The organism is Thalassospira lucentensis (genome assembly GCF_050516545.1).
Taxonomy (GTDB): Bacteria; Pseudomonadota; Alphaproteobacteria; order Rhodospirillales; family Thalassospiraceae; genus Thalassospira; species Thalassospira lucentensis_C.
Window position 1 is genome coordinate 2574695 of record NZ_CP191544.1, and the last position, 16693, is coordinate 2591387.

Below are 16693 nucleotides of genomic sequence, written 5' to 3' on the forward strand. Positions count from 1 at the left end.
ACTGATTGCTAAACTGCCAACCTTAAAAACTGAAGTCCAAGGTACGCTTATTCGTTGTATATGCTGGCCCAACAACATAGTCGTTGAGCTCAAGCTCAGGGTTCATCATTGAGGTCGTGAAAATAACCTGATGCGCGAGAGGACATTCTGTAACGTATTTCACGATAAGCTCTTGGAACTTATGACTCCTCTCTACCTCCATCCCTTTATCTTCGATGTTGTCCATCAAAAGAAATCTCGGATGGAAAAATTTCTTGTCCTCGCCTGCAGCTAATAGCAGAGAGAGAATTGCCGAGTTCTTTAGAAAAACGTTGCTACTTTCTGCGAAATTAAATTTACCATCCACATCGACTGCATCATCTAAGAAGTTGATACCCACGCTCTTTGCTTGAGAAAACTCCTCTTGTCGTTGCAAGTCGTTTTTAAGGAGCCCTACTGCAATTTGAGAAGCCCTGCCAAGCGCAACCTTTCTGCGGATAGCAGCTGACCTCTCCAATGCGCCTTGCTGCGCAGCAAGGCGGTCTTTTTGATCTGACAAATCAGCCTTTGCTTGAACCAGCTCAGAAATTCGCTCCGCGACATTCAAATTAGACGATAAGTATTTAATTTTTTGCGTTATTTCGCCAATCTCATTCGCTTTTTCAGCAATGAATGCATCTCTTGGTCCAGCTGCCTCACCGAAACTGGCAGAATACTGAGCTGAACTTGCTTTCAGATCTGAACGTTTTAGACTCAGCTCCTTCTTGCTACGTTTTACGTAGTCCGCTTTTACGTCAATGAGCTGATTAGTTTCTCGAATCTGAATGGTCAGATCGATTTTCACTAAGCTGTATTTTTCGGCACGATCTTCATCAATTTTTTCGCCACATAACTGACAGCAGCCCTCTGGCTTGTCATGCCTCAGCTTTACCAAGCAAGAAGGACAATAGGTCAAATCAAGTTCGCCAATCGACGATGACGTTTCCTCAGCGTTGACAACCTTGCCAAGAGAGTCAGTTAAGTGCTCCAAGTACAAACCTAATTCTTCTAAGTTTAATTCAGCCTCACGAATACTATCTTCAAGCTTGGACACTTCCTTCTTCAGATTCGTCAGTTCCTTTTTGGCACTCCGGCGGTCTTGCTCGTATTTATCCACATCCCTTCCTTGAACAAGCTCATCTACATTTTGCAGTTGATGATCTAATTCATCTCTTCGTTCGGCTAACTTTTCGATTTCATGTATCACCGTATCCACGTTGCCCAACGAGGTTTCAGCAGGGAAGGCATCGAAAAGCCCTTTCAATTCCACTGAGACCTTCTCAAGACGCTTCTCTGTCTCTCTTAACGCAATAGCAACATCGTAGGCCTCATAACCCACCACTCCGCACATTAAGTCTCCGACAGCCATTCGCATGTTTTGAGTGTCAAATTGCTCAAAACGAAACAATCGACCGGGTGGAGTGCGTTGGTCCGAGTACATCAACCGCAGCAATTGATGAATTGTTACGTTTGACGATCCTTCGCTTGGAGCATCGGGTATACCCATCATTCTGAAAAGCGTTTGAGAAAAACTTTGATTTCCCGATCTCCGATGCAACGGGAAGATATGCCAGTTATCGAAGGGTTGTTTCGCAGCCTCGTCCATCCGCCCGAAAAACACTTTGGCATCGGACGACTTTTTTGAGGTTTCTCTGCGTACGGTCAAGTAACCACCGGTAAGCTTTAACTCAACTTGGACTTCATCACACTTCGCTGCGTACTCTTTCCAAGAGTCAAATTCTCCTCCAAGTGAAAAGAAGATGAAGTCAGCAATTGTCGATTTTCCCGAACCGTTCTTGCCTCTAATAATATTGACGCCACTATGAAAGGGCTGATCATAAACAGCTCGACCTTCCGACATCACTCGAAGACGCCTCAGTTGTAAACTCGCTTCACCAATGTTCATAGCGCCCTCGTTAAGCCAGTCTTCTTTTTCACGATGTTCGCACTACCTTCATGGTCTGGCGCAAAATACCGTCGCAGAAAGCCAACAGTTTTCTGCTCTAGATGATCTGTATTTTTTACCCACCAAGCCTCAAACAGTGCTGTTCCACTAGATGTAGGCGTAGCCCAACCATCTCTGTATCGGCCAACATCAATTAACGACCTCGCAGCCAACTCTTTGGTGGCCTGTCTCTGAATTCCGGCCATCTTTGCGTACAAAACGCGTTCATTTGGAAAAGCGATAAATTGTGCTGATGGCTTCGGTATTCCTGAACTATTGAATGCGTTGCGCTCATCCCTTGCCATCGAGGCTCTAGCCATCAAACTTGGGTTACACACGTAGAAATCACACATAAAAAGAAACTCTAGAGAAATTTCAATAGAATGGTAATTATACAAAACTACACCCTGGCGTCGAATAGAGTCGTATATGTCAAACTGAGGATACCAAATCCGAGTTTCCATTAACTTTTATCCCACTTGATGTAACACTGCTCCGTAAGATAATACATCGCACTGTATACCAATTTAGTATCAACCATTCTTTTCGTTGATAGTTTTTCTTTCACATACTCAATAACTTCGTCTTGAACTGCACTATAAACTTGAGACTTATCGACATCACACTGAATTAATGGACGGTAAATTTTATTCAAAAACCTTGTCTCAACCTCGGAAAGTATTTCATCAAAATTACTTCTTGCTGGGTCAAACAAACCAAACTTCTTATAAAGCATTGAAAACTTTAATTGACTATCATTTGCATGCTCGTAATCACTCTCCATGCCTGCATCAATTAGCTTTTCAAGCAAAGTCCTGCGATCCAGCTCACATCTCTTTTGATAGTCTTCCAGAAAAGCGCCGGTACCATTCATAGCGGTACCGCCACCGATAAGATCAACCTCCTGCTGAATACGAAAACGAACCGCTTCGTAAAGTTGATCGTTCCGGTTACGTGGTTTCGAGATGTTAATGTGGTCCTTATCCAACCCGACCACTTCACAACCAGCCACCCCGGGATCAGCAGAAGACTTTGACACCACAAGACTCATGCCTTTAGTTTTGAAATTCTCAAAATAAGCGATAGTCTTGATTTCAGAGGTGTTTGCAAAGCTTCTATACCTATCCGCCAAACTTGAAAGTTCACCGCTGTCACCTGACAAAAGTTCGATATGCTGTGACTTCAGGCGAGGAAATGCAAACTTCAAGACACTGGCAAGAACCGCTCCAGAATGCGGCGTAGCTAAGAAAACAACTTTGCGAACTGCTTCAGAAACACTCCGCCGCGCATTATCTTCCGCATCCTTCGAGCGGAGAATGATTTGCTTTACTAAGAGACCACCTAAACTGTGAGCTACAAATACAATTGGCCTTGCGCCAATCCCTTTCGCGGCCATTTGCTCAAGCACATTCCCGGAGCGGTCATAGATGTTCATCTCCTTCTTTGCAATTTTCTCGAATAGACTTACCGGATAGCCAACAGACCAAATGTTGGCCCAGTTCAAATCATGCCCCAAGGCTGGAAACCAACTCTCATTGCCACCGTCCCAAGTCCAAGTGGAATGTGGGTCTCCAGTCAAACCATGCACAAAAACAACATCAATCAAGGGATTTGTTACTTTAAAGACACATTCAAAATACAGTTCTAAAGATGCCACGGTCCCGCTCCAAATGCAGTGCTCTTGCACTACAACCTATTTCCCTAATACACCACGCGCTTAAGAAATAACTGAAAATTGATAAACAAATCAATATTGCCATCTTAAATACTCCACTATGGCGCATTGGTGTGCATTCAAAAACAGATGTTCAACCCTTTCTACCTGATCAATTGAACGCGTTGGCTGCCCGCACCCTGTGACCGACGTGATCAAGCGTCATTAATTGAAGACAGTTGACCTATTTGGGATGAACAGAATCGTAGTCGGTCCTGTTTCCTCTTACTCAGAGAATCGCTAAATTAATTTTCCTAAAACGCGGTCACCCACGCCCAAGCCCCCCACCGGGATCATGATCATCAGTAACCCGAAACAGCTTCTTCCCCGCAAGCTGGATGCGGTTAAAGGCGTCTTCGGCCATGAAGCCCGACACAAACGCCATGAAGGTCACCAGATACGGGCTGATATCGACCTGGCCGGAGCCATCCGCCCCGCCTTGGGTCAGCATCAACATCCCGGCTTCGGAAAACAGGAATATGGCCATGGCGGCCGCGATCCCCTCGCCGGTCATGATCAACAGCCGTGCGGCGGATAGCCAACTGGCATCGGCGCGCCCTCTCGCCCCATCGTTTGCGTTGTTGTCTTTGCGGTCTTTTTGCCGGTTTGTCTGATCCGCCTGATCTGCCTGCCCCGTCTGATCGGCGGCCTGATGGCCCGGCGGGTCATTCCCGTCACCCGATATGCGTTCTTGAGGTACGGGGAGACCGGATGGGGTTTTGAAATTCTGTCGGGTAAAGGCCACCACCGCGCCAAGCCCCCCGGCCGCGACCGTGACCAGCAAGGTCAGCATGATGGTTGGCAACTGGATCAGATAAGACATCACCCGCCCTACGGGGTGTTCAAACATCGACACCAGCGACAAAGAATCCCGTTCGCCATCACCGACAAGCCGTTCGATGTCATTATTAATGTCATTCAGTTCCGCCTGAAGGCTGCTGCGCAACTGGGTGGCCTGTTTTTGTTCGGTGCGGATATTGGCCCATTCGATTTGTGCGCGTGTGCTTTTCTCGTCAAAATTCATCATGGTTGCGCGAATATCATCAAGCTGGGCTTCGACCGTTTGTGTGAAATCCGGCGCGACCGTCGGGGCAAATTCCGGGTTTTCCATCAAGCCATGTAACCGCGCCATGATCCGGATGCCTTCGGTTCGGGTTTGTTCATCGACATCACCTTCGCTGACCGGCACATCGAGCCTGACGATTGGTTTGGTGCCCTGCTTTGGCGCAGTATTGCCACCAACACCCGGGTTCTCGGCACCATCAGATGCCCCGTTGCCAAAGGGAAGCTCCATATCATCGCCAACCGAAACGGGCATTTCCATGCTTGATACAAACAGATAGGCGGCATTTAGGGCCTGTAAGAAATCCTTGGTAAAACCGGCCTCAAACGCGGCCTTGTTATCGACAACCGTGCGGCCAAATCTGGAATAGCTGTCGAACGCCGCCCACCATGCGGCAATCGCGTCCTTGCGAAGCGTAAATCCCCGCCGGGCGGCATCAAGGGCGTGGGTATCGATCTCTCGAATGCGAAAGCGTAAATCACGCAGGTCTTGGCGCAATTCGGCTTCATGGTGGCCTTCTAAAACCATCCGTTCCAGACTTCCCGGTGAGGATGCACCAAGTTCCCGGCTAAGGAGATCGCGCTGAATATCGGCGGTAAATCCGGCAAACAGGGTGACGACAAAGCCAAGATAAAGCGCACAGGCCAAGCCAACTAAAACAGCATTGCCCAAAACATTTTCAATCCTGAAGCGTTGTTCACTTTCATAGGCCATCACACACCTGCCTTATCGATCCATATTCTATCGACGGGCAGCATCAATGCGTGTGAGTGCATGAAGTTTCCAAGCCTGCTGGGCCATGATGGTGTGACACAAAATTGTCAAAAGTAGAATATCAGCATTCTGTTAAACCAAACGCCTCAACCATCCTATACTTCCGGTTGTGTAAATCGCCATAACAGCCATTTGCGCAACCACAAAGATTACCCACCAATCCCGACAGGACTGCAAGTCTGTAAACTTCGTCATATCGCCCCATCATACCTTGATGCTGCCAACGTAAAGCTTTACTGTTTCCCCATAATATTAGGGTAGAAAGCTGATATTCTGCTGAACGACTTTTCCTGCCACAGGTTAAAAGTGTAAAAACGCCTTTGCGATACCTATCCTTTGGTATATTATCCTGATCAAAAGTATATGGTCGTCCACTCGTTCATCGCTATCAAACCACACACGCCCAGTCGAAACGAGCCCCGTAAAATGCGCAGACTAAAGCTAATCTTTGTCATACTGGTATCTGTCGCTGCGATCCTGACGGCGTTTAACGTCTATGTCAGAAGCACACTTCATGACACAGCGTCACAGCAAGCCTCGTCACAAGTAAATGCCACGTTGCTGGGCTATGCCGACCAGTTGGAACAACGGATACTGTTGTCGATCACAGTCCTACAAGGTCTGGCCGATAAAATTGGCACGGGGGAATATTCCGCCCGCGAAGGATACATCCTGCTAAAACAGGCTACCGAAAGCCTTGAAATGGCGCGTGTTACTGGCGTTGTCGACCGTACCGGGAAACTGGTGATCTCTTCACGTGGCCCAACGCCACCGGAAATCAATCTCAAAGACAGCGAAAATGTCGCCTATTTCCTCGATGGGGGTAATCGCGCATGGTATTTTGGTGGTCCGGTCCTCAACAGAATTGATAATCAGTGGCAAATCCTGTTTTCCGTCCCAATTCATGACGCGAACGGTGAATTAACCGGTGTGATTGGCGCTGTCATCACACCTTCGGCGGTAATGGAACCGCTTGGCCGCATCATGCTTCCGGATGACCGGTTGGTGTTGGTGAACGCCGAAAATAAAACGGTTGGTGAAATTCCGTTCAATGCCGATGAAATCGGTACAGATGGCGCGTATCATTCCCTTCTGACCAACGCCCTGAACATCGAAAAAACCGTCACACGGAACATAGAATCCAGCCAACAAGGCACTGTCATTGCATCGGCCCGAACCATTGCTGACAAGACATTGGGGATCATTTTAACCCGCCCGGAAAATGTCGCGCTGCAGGGCTGGAAGCTGTTTGAAGCAGCGGCACTTTTTGCATCGATTGGCCTGTTTGGTCTGGCCTCTATCTGCTGTCTGATTTTCTATCGGTATGATGCAGCCCAGCGGAAATACATTCAGCAGCTTTCCCACCTGAACGAAAAGATCAAAGAAGAGTCGATCAAGGTCAACGAACTTGCCAAGGTGAAAACTGATTTTCTGGCCAATATGAGCCACGAAATCAGAACGCCGATGAATGCAATTATTGGCCTGTTGCATCTTTTGGGCTATACCAAGCTCACGCCAGAGCAAAAAGAATATGTCCGTAAAATTTCTGATTCCGGCAAGTTTCTGCTTGGTATCATCGACGATATTCTGACCTATTCCAAGATCGAAGCTGGTAAAGTCAATATCGAGAATACCATCTTCTCAACCCACGAAATTATGGACTCCCTGTCGACCATCCTGTCCGTCAATTCGACAGGTAAAGACATCGAAGTTCTGATTTCGGTTGGCGAAAGCGTTCCCAAGCACCTGATTGGTGATCCGTTCCGCCTACAACAGCTTTTGATCAATATCACCGGGAATGCCATCAAGTTTACCGAACGCGGCGAAGTTCTTGTTTCTGTCGATATGACGCGCAAAAACGACAACAAGATCGAACTGGAATTTCAGACCCGTGACAGCGGCATCGGCATGTCCCCGGAACAGGTCGACAATCTGTTCAAACCGTTCTTGCAGGCCGATACATCCATAACCCGCAAGTTCGGCGGCACCGGGCTTGGCCTTTCGATTTGCAAACGCCTGATTGACATCATGGGCGGAGAAATCTCTGTCAAAAGCGCCATAGGCGAAGGCACAACATTTACCTTCACCCTGCCATTCGAGTTACCTCAGAAAGGCCAGGTTTCTGCATCCATCACCAAGCAGACAATGCGCGTTCTTGTTGTGGATGATAATACGCTCGCCCGCGAAGTTATTAACAACACCGCAAGAAACCTTGGCTGGGACACAACTGTTGCTGAGTCCGGTGAAGAAGCTTTGCGCATTGTTGAAGAAAGTTACAAAGAAGGCCTGATCTTCGATCTTATTCTTATGGATTGGAAAATGCCGGGTCTGGATGGTGTCGCCACCAGCGAACAGATGCGTAACCGCCTTCCGTCAAAAGAAATGCCCATCGTTGTCATGGTCACGGCTGCTGACAAAGACCAATTGTTGCGCCATTCATCCATTGAAAATGTTGATGGCATTGTTCTTAAACCGGTCACCGAATCATCGCTGTTCAATGCCGTGATTTCAGCACAGGCAACGCCAACCAGCAAAAATGCAGAACATTCACTGGTCCCGGAAAATATGAAACCGGATGGCGAACCATGCCAGCTTAGTGGCCTTAACATTCTGTTGGTTGAAGATAACTATATCAATCAGGATGTTGCGATCCACATTTTGGAAATGGAAGGCGCATCCGTCACCCTCGCCGAGAATGGCCAGGTTGCTGTCAACAAGGTCCAAGACGATGCCAACAATTTTGACGTCGTGCTGATGGATTTGCAGATGCCCGTCATGGACGGCATCACAGCAACAACCGAAATCCGCAACACCTTGGGCAACAAAAAGCTTCCGATCATTGCCCTGACCGCCGGAGTATTTGATACCGATCGCGAGAAATGCTTCACAGCGGGTATGAATGGTTTCCTCAGCAAGCCATTCCGCCCGGATGATATGGTGCGCCTTGTCTTGTCAAAGATTGACGCAACGGCGCGTGCTCGAAATATAGATGCCATAACCCCCGCAGTGAAACCAACCCGCACGGCTCCGACGCTTACATCTGCCACCGAAACGGCGGACCAAATCCCGAATGCATCCGATGCCACAGACATTCCGCAAACAAGCAGAGGGCTGGTCATCAATCGCGCACATGCCTTGGAAATGCTCGGCGGCAATGAAGAACTCTTTGAAACGCTTTCCAAGCATTTTATTGCCTTGTATCAAAACATCTTCGAAGACTTTTCTGATGATTATCAAAAGCAGGACTGGGAAGAACTTGAAAAGCGCGCCCACAGCCTGAAAGGTGCCAGCGCATCCATTGGGGCAAATGCGCTTCAATCTGTTTGTGGGACTCTTGAAAAACATTCCCAGCTCAAAAATGAAGACCAGATCACGGACCTTATGCTGGAACTGAAGGCCGAAATTCGGGCAGCATTGCTCGAACTTGGTGGCGAAGATATCAATGCCAAGAATGCAAATCGGGCTGAGGCTGAGGATGATGCGACACCAGACGATGCACTTGAAGAACTTCGATCAGCCCTTGAAACAAACAACCTTGTCGCATTGCGTTTGATTGAAGAACATGCCGAAACACTTGGCAACAGACTTGGTTCCGTTCGGTTCGAAGAGGTCAAAGCCCATGTCGGAAAACTTGATTTCGCCGATGGTTTAAACGCCCTGTCCGAGAAACCGGAGTAACCCAAAACCATGAAGGCCCCTGAAACCGGTCGTATCTTGATTGTTGATGACGACCCTATTGTGATTAGGGTGTTGGCGTCTGCTCTTGCGCATTATTCAACATTGATGTTTGCAACATCGGGCAGTGACGCATTGGCCATGATCAGTCAACATGACTTTGACGTCATTTTGCTTGATGCCACTTTGCCAGATCAAAGTGGGTACGATGTCTGCAAGAAAATCAGCTCTCAGGTTGAACATGACGGTGTTCAGGTCATTTTTGTAACCGGACGCACAGAAATAGATGCCGAAACCCGCGCACTTAGCTATGGCGCGGTTGATTTCATTCGCAAACCTGTCAGTGTTCCGGTGGTCCAGGCACGGGTTAAAACGCATTTAGCTTTAAAACAGCGAACCGACCAGCTTAAATTACTGTCACGTATTGACGGTCTCACAGGCATCAATAATCGCACAGAATTTGAATCGGTATTACGCCGGGAATGGGCAACAGCCCGTCGGCAAAAATCCATTCTTTCGTTAGTCTTTTTCGATATTGACCACTTTAAAAAACTCAACGATTCACTGGGCCATCAGGCCGGAGACGATCGCTTGCGGTCTGTTGCGCAATTGCTGTCATCCTCGATCAATCGGGGAAATGATCTTGTTGCCCGTTATGGCGGCGAAGAATTTGTCATACTATTGCCCGGCGCACCGCTTGAATGGGCGCAATCAATGACTGAAACCTTGATTTCCAAGCTTTATAAAGAAAATCTTCCACACCCTGACAGCCCGTTTGGACGCATTACATTAAGCGCTGGTGTCGCAGGTTCCATCCCCGAAGACGACAATTACGAAACTTTGATTGAGCAAGCAGATCAGGCCCTGTATCAAGCGAAACTCAAAGGGCGCAATAACGTGGTCAGATATGTTCTCTGAAAACTGTCGAATGCGATTGAAACATTCTCTGAAAACCGCAATGGTTACCGAGTTGTCACACAAACAGGTATGGCGAGAACCATGTTGGAAAAATTGAATGTTTTGCTGATTGAGGATGAGGTTCTAACTCAGACTCTGCTTGGAACAGTTATCCGCAACAACGGCTACAACGTTTCAATTGCAAGCAACTATGATGACGCTTTTAAGGCCTGGCGCAACATATCCTTTGACCTGATTGTTTCGGATTATTTTCTCGAAGGCAGCAAAACCGGCGTCGACTTCTTGCAAGATATCCGCTCGGAAAGTTCTTCCGTGCCTGCGATTGCCTTAAGCTATGCCGAGAACTCTGAAACTATTGATCTGATCAACAAGGCTGGTTTTGATTTTTATCTGAAAAAGCCGGTTGATGTTCGGGTTTTTTCCACGGCCTTGACCAAATTGCTTGCAACCTGATTTAATCAAGGCACCATTGTTCAATGGCGCGACAGCATATCCCATCGCCCTGATTTCTCAAATTGATCGCGGGGTGTTCCGCTCCCCAAACAGTAAATTTGAAACTGTTCAGAACGATCTTGTTTGCACTGGAATAAAACAATTACGACCTGGCACAACCTTTCTTCGGACTGGATTAATTGGGCGGACCGGCTTGCCCCGGCAGCGGAAAAAATCAATCGTCATATGATTGAAGCGGTTGACCTTAACGCCCTGTCGATTGCACGGAACAATGCGCCACTTGCTGTGCTTGATCTGGCATCCGGGGTCGGTGAACCGGCCTTTTCATTCGCCCGCGCGCTGTCAGGCGACCGCGATGTTAGCGCTAACACACCCGGCATTGTCGGGCATGTGACAGCATCGGACATTGTCCCGGAAATGTGCGAAGGATTGGCCGAACGCGCCGAGGAAGAAGGCATTCCCAATGTCTCGGTCATTCCCGCAGACATGGAAAAGCTTCCGTTTGACGATCAGTCCTTTGATGTCGTGTCTTGCCGGTTTGGCGTGATGTTTTGCCATGATCCTGACCGCGCCCTGGTTGAGAGCCACCGGGTCTTGCGGTCGGGCGGTCGCGCGGCCTTTATGGTCTGGGCACCGCTGGTCGATAACCCGTTATTTGCCGCCATGGATGCGGTATTGGGCAATATCCTTGGCATCGGGTTTGATAAGGCCGGGCTTGATCCGTTTTGCTTTGGCAATATCGATCAATCGATTGACCGAATGGAAACAGCCGGATTTACCGGCATCGCCGCCACAACCCACAGCCCCGCCGGGCGTATCCCCGAAACCGCGGCGTTCTGGAAGCCGCAAATGGATATGCTGTTTGGCAATGTCCTGCGCAATGCATCGGATATGGCGATGGGATCGATTAATGCCGCGATGTTTGAAACACTTTCCCCCTATGTCGAAGACGGCCATTTTCAGGTTCCGATTTGTTTTCACGTACTTAGCGGAATTAAGTAGCGCTAAAAACTCTCTCAACGTTTCATCTTCAACGAAACACAGAAACTAAATATTTTTTAGCGCCTGTAACAAAATTGCAAATGTAAAATCTCCTGCTGCAAAGCACAGGCACAGCGCGAACAATAAGTAAATGCTGAAAGATATAAACCGATTTCCAGAGAATTTTTTTCCTGCAAGCAATCTTACAACAACTATAAAATTAAATGCGTATAGTAAAAATCCGGAGAGAACCAACATGCTGCCGGTAATCCAGCCTATATATGGAAGACCTATCGATGCTGAGCCATTTTTCAGCGTATATGCACCTGCCAACATTACAGAACTTGCGATTGCATAGTTCCTAATATGATCGAATATCAATTTGATATTCTTACCTCCTTCTTTTGGATCAGTAATAGCTTCTACGAATTCATTTTTTTCTGACATTTTATCTCTTTCAGCACGACATCAGACCCAAAAGAAAATTAAAGCAGGGCACCGCAAACATACAGTACCTTTTTCAAAGGCACTGCCCATTCACTGTAAACCTCACTTATCAGTAATGGGCACGACGAGATTAACGCTGCGATGTTTGAAACACTTTCACCCTATATCGAAGACGGCCATTTTCAGGTTCCGATTTGTTTTCACGTACTTAGCGGAACACGCGGTTAAACAGCCTGGCATCTGACAATTGATTTCATCGAAATCCAAGGAAACCTGCCGCCCGATGCATGGTGGGGTTGCTTTAATTTTCCTTGTCTTTTGCCAAAGCCCGTGGCAAACCGCCCGCCTTGGAAGGATGTTCCTTCCCCTGTCGTAGCACCAGGTTAAAAACACGAAAGATACTGAGTTATGAAGACGATTGTCGTCTGCTCTGGCGGACTGGATTCTGTCACGCTGGCCTATAAGGTCGCGCATGAGCATAAATTACACTCCCTGATTTCGTTCGATTATGGCCAGCGCCATAAAAAGGAACTTGATTTCGCCGCACAGGCTGCGGATGATCTTGGTGTCAAACATCACATTGTTGATCTGACATCTGTTGGCGCATTGCTGGGCGGGTCGTCACTGACCAGCGATGAGATCGATGTGCCCGATGGCCATTATGCGCAGGAAACCATGCGCATCACCGTGGTGCCAAACCGCAATGCCATCATGCTTGCCGTTGCCTTTGGCGCGGCGGCCAGTGCCGGTGTCGATGCAGTTGCCGCCGCCGTTCATGGCGGCGATCATTTCATCTATCCCGACTGCCGTCCGGATTTCATCAAGGCGTTTGGCGCGATGCAAAACCACGCGCTTGACGGGGTAAAGGACGTTTCGCTTTATACCCCGTTCGTCAATGCATCCAAGGCCGACATTGCCGCCGAGGCAGGCCGTCTTGGCGTGCCTGTTGCCCGGACATGGTCATGCTATAAGGGTCATGAAACCCATTGCGGCCGCTGTGGCACCTGTGTTGAGCGGCGCGAAGCCCTTGAACTCGCCCGGGTCAAAGACCCGACGGTGTATGAGGACCGCGATTACTGGAAACAGGCCCATGCCGAGCATGTCGCCCGTAAATTCGCCAGCAGCATAAGCGTAGACGCGTCCGATAACGCGGCGAAATAATCCTCATACAATTCATGATCGCACCATGGAGGTCCGCCTGCGCGGACATGGCATGGCTGTGAAACGATGTGAGTAGCACCGTCATCCCCGCACAGGCGGGAACCTTGGGGACTTTGCGCTGCGTGTGTCGCTGGCGGCAAGGGACTACAAATTGACCGAAAGAACATCTGATGTTTACCATCACCAAACAATTCGCCTTTTCCGCCAGCCATCAGTTGGCCGGGCTTGATGCCGATCACCCCTGTTCGCGCCTGCATGGACATAATTATATCGTCGAGGTGGAGCTTAAAGGTGCCACCCTTGATGCCCGTGGTTTTGTCCGCGATTACCGCGAACTTGGACCGCTGAAACGCATGATTGATGATGAATTTGATCATCGCCATTTGAATGACGTTCTGGCCCATGATCACCCGACCGCCGAGCAACTTGCGTTGTTTTTCTTTGAATGGGCCCATGAACGCTGGCCGGAAGTATCAGCTGTGCGTGTTTCAGAAACCCCGAAAACATGGGCGGAATATCGTCCATGACGCGCGAAAACGCGAAATTGGCGGCATCTTCTGACAACGCCGCATCCGGTGATAAAATCCGCATTTCCGAGATTTTCGGCCCCACCGTTCAGGGCGAAGGGGCACTGATTGGGGTGCCGACCGTGTTTGTGCGCACGGGCGGATGTGATTTCCGTTGTTCGTGGTGTGACACCCTTTATGCGGTTGATTCGGCCTTTCGCGCCGATTGGAACCCCATGAGCACAGCGGATGTTTTAGATGCGGTCAAAAAGCTTTCTGATGGTGCGCCGATCCTGATCACGCTTTCGGGCGGGAACCCCGCGATCCAGCCGCTTGGCAAGCTGATTGAACTTGGCAAGAAAGATGGGTTTCGTTTCGCAATTGAAACCCAGGGCAGCATCGCCAAAGACTGGTTTGCCGATCTGGATTTTCTGACCATCAGCCCAAAGCCGCCCAGCTCATCAACCGATTTCAATGCCGATGATCTTGCTGCCTGCATCCGTGCCGCACAGCCCGACGGTGTGCTGAGCGGCCCGGAAATCACGCTAAAATTCCCGGTGCGCGATGAAGCCGACCTTAGTTTTGCCGATCACGTCCGCAAACTTCATCCCGGCATTCCGGTCTGTCTGCAACCGGTCAATACCACCCCGGCCGAACCGCATCCTGATGGCATGGACGGGGTTGATCTTGATGGCCTGACCCGTCGCTATCGCTGGCTGGTGGATGAAGTCACAAAGCACAAATGGTTTGATGTCCGGGTGTTGCCGCAATGGCATGTCCATGTCTGGGGCAATCTGCGCGGGGTTTAAGATCAGGACTTAAAGTTAGGACTTAGGGTCAAGCCTCAGCCTTCAAGTAACTGAACTCTCTTAGACAGCCAAAAAATATATTTTATACCAAATAGCTGATCCTTTTCATGGGGATCAGGGTTTTGGGCCGCAAACGCCTGCCGCCGGGCTGTTGCTATTGCCCCGAAAACAACCACTTATCCAACAGCAGGCGTATGTTCGCCGCCCATTGGAAAGTTACATATCATGTCATTTCGCAATTTCTCGACGAGCCATGCGAATTCGGTCAAGAAGCCAGAAGCCAATCCCGCTGCGGTTGGGCCGGGCAAATCTGCCGAACCGACCCCTGATGCATCTGCTGCTGCCGTCAAACCGGCCCCGCATCAAGGGGCGAACGACTGATCTTCTGGAACGGCGAACGGAGGGGCATGCCCCTCCGCCCGACCATTGCAACATGCCGAGAAACACCCAGCAGCACCGAAGACAATTCATCCCGGCATTTGAAAGACTTACCCTCATGTCTGATGCCCGCACGACGCAGAAAACCGTGACCTTCGCGCACCCATTTCATCTGAAAGGGTTCAAAGACCTCTTTCCGGCGGGCAGCTATATGGTTGAAACCACCGAAAAAATGATTGAAAGCCTGTCCTTTACCGCCTATCGCCGGGTCGCAACCGATTTGCACCTTAAGGCCAAATTGAACGGCATGATGGTCGATCGGATTTTAAACATCGTGCCGATTGATCTTGATTTTGCCTTGGCACAGGATGCCGATCCCAAACACCCCCAGAATCTTAAGTGAACTGCGCATTACAGCCTCCTACAAAGGGAAGTGATTTGCGTTTTTGCGAAAACCACACCATATATAAGATGTTCATCATTTCTACCATGAATAGCAAAAATGGTTGAACGGCGCTTTGAAGTCATTACCCCAACGGTCTTGAGCACGTCCGACGGGAAAAGGCGCCCCCGTAACTGCCGAATGATGTCTGATCACGTGATCCAGACAAATCGCCCGGTAGGTGCATATTCAAAATAAAAACCAGATCCGCACCACTGAGCGTCATTTTCGGATGCTCGAAGGAGCTATGATCATGAGCATTACCCGTACAACACATCGCACGGTGACGTTCTTTCATCCGTTCCATCTGCCCAACCATGCCGGCTTGCTTCCGGCTGGCGAATATGAAGTAGACACCCTTGAAAAGCTTGATCCGAATGCGGCAACGCGAAGCTATATCAAGCTGGAATGTCACGTTTATCTTTGGTCTGAAAAAGACACAGCAGAAGGAAAGGCAACCTTGTTGGTCGATCCAAAAGTACTTGAATCAGCACTGGCACTTGATTCCGACCCACTGCGCGAGGATGAGCGCAACCAGATGATCAAATCGTTTGGCGGCGTGCCGGCGGATAACGCAGCATAGGTTGATCCGTGCGTGCCAATACCGGCCGGGGGACTTCCAAAAGAAACCGGGCATATTACAGGTACAAGACTTAGATCGCGTCCCAGCGTCTCTGCCCCCTATTCTTGGGCTTAAACGGACTTATGCCGATCACGGCAACTGGATCAATGGTATTATCCATCCCTGTTCCTGCATCACTTTAATGCCTTCAAACACCGGTATGGCGGCCAGAAACCACAGGGCATCGCGCGTGGTGGTTAAAAACAGGGCCGGTTTGCACTGTAATACTTCCGGGGCATCCCAGCGAAACCAGGTCGGTCGAAAACGCGGCACCGTATTTCGGTACGTTGTAAAGGCCGCGCCGAACCGCTCTGTCAGGACGGCTTCTTCGCGCAGGACAACCTCGCGAAACACCCACCAGCAGGCAACTGCAAACACCAGACCAATCATCACACTGCCGGTCTGCACCCCGGCACCAAAAGCCCCGATCATGCTGAAAACATAAAGCGGGTTGCGGCAGCTTGAATAAGGTCCGGTGGTCACCAACTCGGCCGTCTTGCGCCCACCGATATACAGCGAACACCATCCACGTCCAAAAATGCACAGCCCAATCGCGCAAAGCCCGATCGCCTCGATCATATCGTGGAGCTGACTTTCGGGATGTGCCAGTGATTGACTGCCCGCAACCCCCACCAGCAGGATCAAGACGCCCAACCGAAGAACGCGTTTGCGGCGACGCTGCAGGACCTGTAACGCCGCAACATCAGGAGCAGGGTCAGGCGAACGGATTGTGATTGGGTCATCGATTGAACAGGTTGAAGATGGACGGGACATGAAGCGGGCTCCT

At 49.4% G+C, this 16693-nt stretch carries 16 protein-coding genes; 10 read left to right on the plus strand and 6 right to left on the minus strand.

Annotation, left to right across the window (positions count from 1 at the left end; translation table 11 throughout):
* Positions 1-22: 22 nt before the first annotated feature.
* From ACQ0MK_RS11935 to ACQ0MK_RS11950, 4 genes are all read right to left on the minus strand, one after another.
* Positions 23-1924, minus strand: coding sequence for an AAA family ATPase (locus ACQ0MK_RS11935; RefSeq protein ID WP_430472790.1), 1902 nt, complete (start codon positions 1922-1924; stop codon positions 23-25).
* Positions 1921-2427 (minus strand): ABC-three component system middle component 5, encoded by a 507-nt coding sequence (locus ACQ0MK_RS11940; protein WP_430472791.1) that lies wholly within the window; start codon positions 2425-2427, stop codon positions 1921-1923. The genes ACQ0MK_RS11935 and ACQ0MK_RS11940 overlap by 4 nt, the downstream gene beginning before the upstream one ends.
* Positions 2427-3620 carry an ABC-three component system protein gene (locus ACQ0MK_RS11945; protein ID WP_430472792.1) on the minus strand — a complete coding sequence of 398 codons (1194 nt, stop codon included), beginning with the start codon at positions 3618-3620 and terminating at the stop codon, positions 2427-2429. The genes ACQ0MK_RS11940 and ACQ0MK_RS11945 overlap by 1 nt, the downstream gene beginning before the upstream one ends.
* Positions 3621-3942: 322 nt before the next feature.
* A complete protein-coding gene (locus ACQ0MK_RS11950) occupies positions 3943-5454 on the minus strand; it encodes a hypothetical protein (protein WP_430472793.1) in 1512 nt (503 codons plus the stop codon).
* A 486-nt stretch (positions 5455-5940) separates the two neighbouring features.
* Between ACQ0MK_RS11950 and ACQ0MK_RS11955 the strand changes: the two genes are divergently transcribed.
* The 4 genes from ACQ0MK_RS11955 (at position 5941) to ACQ0MK_RS11970 (ending at position 11562) form a co-directional block, all read left to right on the plus strand.
* On the plus strand, positions 5941-9192 hold the full coding sequence (locus ACQ0MK_RS11955) for a response regulator (RefSeq protein ID WP_430472794.1): 3252 nt from the start codon (positions 5941-5943) through the stop codon (positions 9190-9192).
* A gap of 9 nt (positions 9193-9201) precedes the next feature.
* Complete coding sequence (locus ACQ0MK_RS11960; RefSeq protein ID WP_430472795.1) at positions 9202-10107, plus strand: GGDEF domain-containing response regulator; 906 nt, start codon at positions 9202-9204, stop codon at positions 10105-10107.
* A gap of 81 nt (positions 10108-10188) precedes the next feature.
* The gene (locus tag ACQ0MK_RS11965; protein WP_430472796.1) at positions 10189-10560 is read left to right on the plus strand and encodes a response regulator; all 372 of its coding nucleotides are present in this window, start codon (positions 10189-10191) and stop codon (positions 10558-10560) included.
* Between the two features lie 123 nt (positions 10561-10683).
* Complete coding sequence (locus tag ACQ0MK_RS11970; RefSeq protein ID WP_430472797.1) at positions 10684-11562, plus strand: class I SAM-dependent methyltransferase; 879 nt, start codon at positions 10684-10686, stop codon at positions 11560-11562.
* 45 nt (positions 11563-11607) lie between these two features.
* Here the strand turns inward: ACQ0MK_RS11970 and ACQ0MK_RS11975 are convergent, their stop codons facing one another.
* A complete protein-coding gene (locus ACQ0MK_RS11975) occupies positions 11608-11988 on the minus strand; it encodes a hypothetical protein (protein WP_430472798.1) in 381 nt (126 codons plus the stop codon).
* A 408-nt stretch (positions 11989-12396) separates the two neighbouring features.
* On the opposite strand from ACQ0MK_RS11975, the gene queC reads away from it, so the two are divergent.
* The 6 genes from queC (at position 12397) to ACQ0MK_RS12005 (ending at position 15867) form a co-directional block, all read left to right on the plus strand.
* Positions 12397-13149 (plus strand): 7-cyano-7-deazaguanine synthase QueC, encoded by a 753-nt coding sequence (gene queC / locus ACQ0MK_RS11980; protein ID WP_430472799.1) that lies wholly within the window; start codon positions 12397-12399, stop codon positions 13147-13149.
* A 170-nt stretch (positions 13150-13319) separates the two neighbouring features.
* Positions 13320-13676: a 6-carboxytetrahydropterin synthase QueD gene (queD, locus tag ACQ0MK_RS11985; protein WP_350042068.1), complete on the plus strand. Its 357-nt coding sequence runs from the start codon at positions 13320-13322 to the stop codon at positions 13674-13676.
* Positions 13673-14464 carry a 7-carboxy-7-deazaguanine synthase QueE gene (gene queE / locus ACQ0MK_RS11990; protein WP_430472800.1) on the plus strand — a complete coding sequence of 264 codons (792 nt, stop codon included), beginning with the start codon at positions 13673-13675 and terminating at the stop codon, positions 14462-14464. Before queD ends, queE begins: the two co-directional genes overlap by 4 nt.
* Positions 14465-14689: 225 nt before the next feature.
* Entirely contained in the window at positions 14690-14845 is a 156-nt protein-coding gene (locus ACQ0MK_RS11995; protein WP_430472801.1) for a hypothetical protein, read from the plus strand.
* Between the two features lie 115 nt (positions 14846-14960).
* Entirely contained in the window at positions 14961-15245 is a 285-nt protein-coding gene (locus ACQ0MK_RS12000) for a hypothetical protein (protein ID WP_430472802.1), read from the plus strand.
* 292 nt (positions 15246-15537) lie between these two features.
* A complete protein-coding gene (locus tag ACQ0MK_RS12005; protein ID WP_430472803.1) occupies positions 15538-15867 on the plus strand; it encodes a hypothetical protein in 330 nt (109 codons plus the stop codon).
* A 129-nt stretch (positions 15868-15996) separates the two neighbouring features.
* On the opposite strand, the gene ACQ0MK_RS12010 is transcribed toward ACQ0MK_RS12005, so the two are convergent.
* On the minus strand, positions 15997-16680 hold the full coding sequence (locus ACQ0MK_RS12010) for a methyltransferase family protein (RefSeq protein ID WP_430472804.1): 684 nt from the start codon (positions 16678-16680) through the stop codon (positions 15997-15999).
* Positions 16681-16693 lie beyond the last annotated feature (13 nt).

What these genes read in the sequence shown, in the direction of transcription:
- ACQ0MK_RS11995 (WP_430472801.1), top strand. Translation starts at nt 14,690, where the DNA reads ATGTCATTTCGCAATTTCTCGACGAGCCATGCGAATTCGGTCAAGAAG.
- ACQ0MK_RS11940 (WP_430472791.1), bottom strand. Translation starts at nt 2,427, where the DNA reads ATGGAAACTCGGATTTGGTATCCTCAGTTTGACATATACGACTCTATT.
- queC (WP_430472799.1), top strand. Translation starts at nt 12,397, where the DNA reads ATGAAGACGATTGTCGTCTGCTCTGGCGGACTGGATTCTGTCACGCTG.
- ACQ0MK_RS12000 (WP_430472802.1), top strand. Translation starts at nt 14,961, where the DNA reads ATGTCTGATGCCCGCACGACGCAGAAAACCGTGACCTTCGCGCACCCA.
- ACQ0MK_RS12010 (WP_430472804.1), bottom strand. Translation starts at nt 16,680, where the DNA reads ATGTCCCGTCCATCTTCAACCTGTTCAATCGATGACCCAATCACAATC.
- ACQ0MK_RS11955 (WP_430472794.1), top strand. Translation starts at nt 5,941, where the DNA reads ATGCGCAGACTAAAGCTAATCTTTGTCATACTGGTATCTGTCGCTGCG.
- ACQ0MK_RS11975 (WP_430472798.1), bottom strand. Translation starts at nt 11,988, where the DNA reads ATGTCAGAAAAAAATGAATTCGTAGAAGCTATTACTGATCCAAAAGAA.
- ACQ0MK_RS12005 (WP_430472803.1), top strand. Translation starts at nt 15,538, where the DNA reads ATGAGCATTACCCGTACAACACATCGCACGGTGACGTTCTTTCATCCG.
- queE (WP_430472800.1), top strand. Translation starts at nt 13,673, where the DNA reads ATGACGCGCGAAAACGCGAAATTGGCGGCATCTTCTGACAACGCCGCA.
- ACQ0MK_RS11950 (WP_430472793.1), bottom strand. Translation starts at nt 5,454, where the DNA reads ATGGCCTATGAAAGTGAACAACGCTTCAGGATTGAAAATGTTTTGGGC.
- ACQ0MK_RS11965 (WP_430472796.1), top strand. Translation starts at nt 10,189, where the DNA reads ATGTTGGAAAAATTGAATGTTTTGCTGATTGAGGATGAGGTTCTAACT.
- queD (WP_350042068.1), top strand. Translation starts at nt 13,320, where the DNA reads ATGTTTACCATCACCAAACAATTCGCCTTTTCCGCCAGCCATCAGTTG.
- ACQ0MK_RS11935 (WP_430472790.1), bottom strand. Translation starts at nt 1,924, where the DNA reads ATGAACATTGGTGAAGCGAGTTTACAACTGAGGCGTCTTCGAGTGATG.
- ACQ0MK_RS11960 (WP_430472795.1), top strand. Translation starts at nt 9,202, where the DNA reads ATGAAGGCCCCTGAAACCGGTCGTATCTTGATTGTTGATGACGACCCT.